Annotated in this window: 3 protein-coding genes; all 3 read right to left on the bottom strand. The window is 36.1% G+C overall.

Translation table 11 applies throughout. The features are described 5' to 3' along the window. Positions 1 to 138: 138 nt before the first annotated feature. The gene (locus H6G18_RS24515; protein WP_242040465.1) at positions 139 to 333 is read right to left on the bottom strand and encodes a hypothetical protein; all 195 of its coding nucleotides are present in this window, start codon (positions 331 to 333) and stop codon (positions 139 to 141) included. 54 nt (positions 334 to 387) lie between these two features. Then, positions 388 to 843 (bottom strand): transposase, encoded by a 456-nt coding sequence (locus H6G18_RS24510; protein WP_199311828.1) that lies wholly within the window; start codon positions 841 to 843, stop codon positions 388 to 390. A gap of 117 nt (positions 844 to 960) precedes the next feature. Beyond that, a complete protein-coding gene (locus tag H6G18_RS24505; protein ID WP_190409683.1) occupies positions 961 to 1461 on the bottom strand; it encodes a helix-turn-helix domain-containing protein in 501 nt (166 codons plus the stop codon). Between the last annotated feature and the right edge of the window lie 165 nt (positions 1462 to 1626).

The following is a 1626-nucleotide window of genomic DNA, read 5'->3' as shown; positions in this document are numbered from 1 at the left end:
ATACAACAACTATTCGAGCAATTAACATTTGAGCAGGTAATGTCTATCTCCTCTTATAACTTTATTTTAGAAGCTCTTTTCTATGCAGCTTCATATTAAATTGGTATCAGTAATTTTTCTAAAATGTCATCATCAACGTTAAGGCAATTGATAATTACTAGCCTCTTCAATACTCATATCATTAAAATCTATAAGCCAGCGTTCTGGTTTACCATGAGGGTTTTTCGCCAAATTCGCACCCATTGAAAACAGCTTTAATACTTCTTGATTTTTTAGATCATCCTTAATCCAGTCTTGTACTTGCTGTTCAGGAACTATAAATCCTTTACCCAATGGAATTACACCCTGAAAGCATTTATTTAAATTGGCTTTTAACCTTATACCAATTCACGAAAAATTTGATTCAAATAAAGCATCAAGAATAAAATCCCATCCTGTTATAGAAGCAACGGTTAATGTGTTTAATTTCTCCAAACGCTTCCAGATAAAGTGTCTTAATTCATCTAACGTAGCAAAACTCTCCCAAGCCAAATGTCTTTTAACTTCTTCCCATAACCGCTCAATTGGATTAACTTGCGGCGTATGTGGGGGTTGAAACAATAAAATTATATTATCGGGTATCTGAAGATATTGGCTAAAATGAAAAGCACCGTTGTCTAACTGAATAATATGTATATCTTGGGAATAAGTAGCAGAGAATTTTTCTAAAAATATCTGAAAACACGCTGCATTTAAATGAGAAAATTCCCAAATAAAATATTCACCCGTTAACGGTTCTACTAATCCGTATAAATAAAAATTCTCCCGAATACAATTGCATGATACCGATAGGTTTAGTCCCAAAGTTGGTAATTAATCTGCCCGCTTCAGTCTTTAACCCCACACGGCTTTCATCCTCGCACCAGTATCTAATTCTTCTTTGCTTATCTATTGGTGGTATGACATATTTCTGAATTACTTCTATGTATTGTGGAAGTTTTTTTTAAACTCCTCTTCCGCTTCGGGCTGGTGTTTTATACCTACTGCACGCGGTACTTTTAGCTTCGCTTTCATTCGATAACGCACTGTATCGTGTACTACTTTGTATGAAGCTTCTACTCCCTCTACCGCTTTTAACCATGTTCGGATTTCTTCATAACTTTTAAATCCCTGGGGGTCTTCTAGTTCCTTTGAAAGTTGCTCTTGAACATCTGTGTTAATAATTGGTGGTCGCCCTGAACCTTTTTTTCTTGATACCAGAGTGTCAATTCCCGATTCTGCATAAGCCTTTAACCACCTTTGCACTGTGGCACTTCCTCTTCCCAACACTACTGCCAAATCTTGGATTGTCTTTACCTGCTGTATTTTCAGTAAATACAATGCTTGAATACGTTCTTTCCCTAATACAGTTTTTTGTTTTTTCAGCAGTTCACGTAATTCTTCTGCTGACTCTTGTATTTTTACTTTTGTGACTCCAGCCATGAACTTCTGCTCATATTTCTGATTTAACTATTTTTATCATTTTTTTAGTGAAATGGTATCAGTTTAGCCAGAAGTTGAGCAACTTGAGTTCGCAGATGCTCCAGGTTGTCAAATAGCTCCCATTTCAAGTCTTGCTTGAGATATTCCCAAACGCGCTCTATGGGA

Origin of the sequence: Anabaena subtropica FACHB-260, assembly GCF_014697105.1 — a bacterium.
GTDB lineage: Bacteria > Cyanobacteriota > Cyanobacteriia > Cyanobacteriales > Nostocaceae > Trichormus > Trichormus subtropicus.
This window is presented reverse-complemented; position numbering and strand designations above follow the sequence as displayed.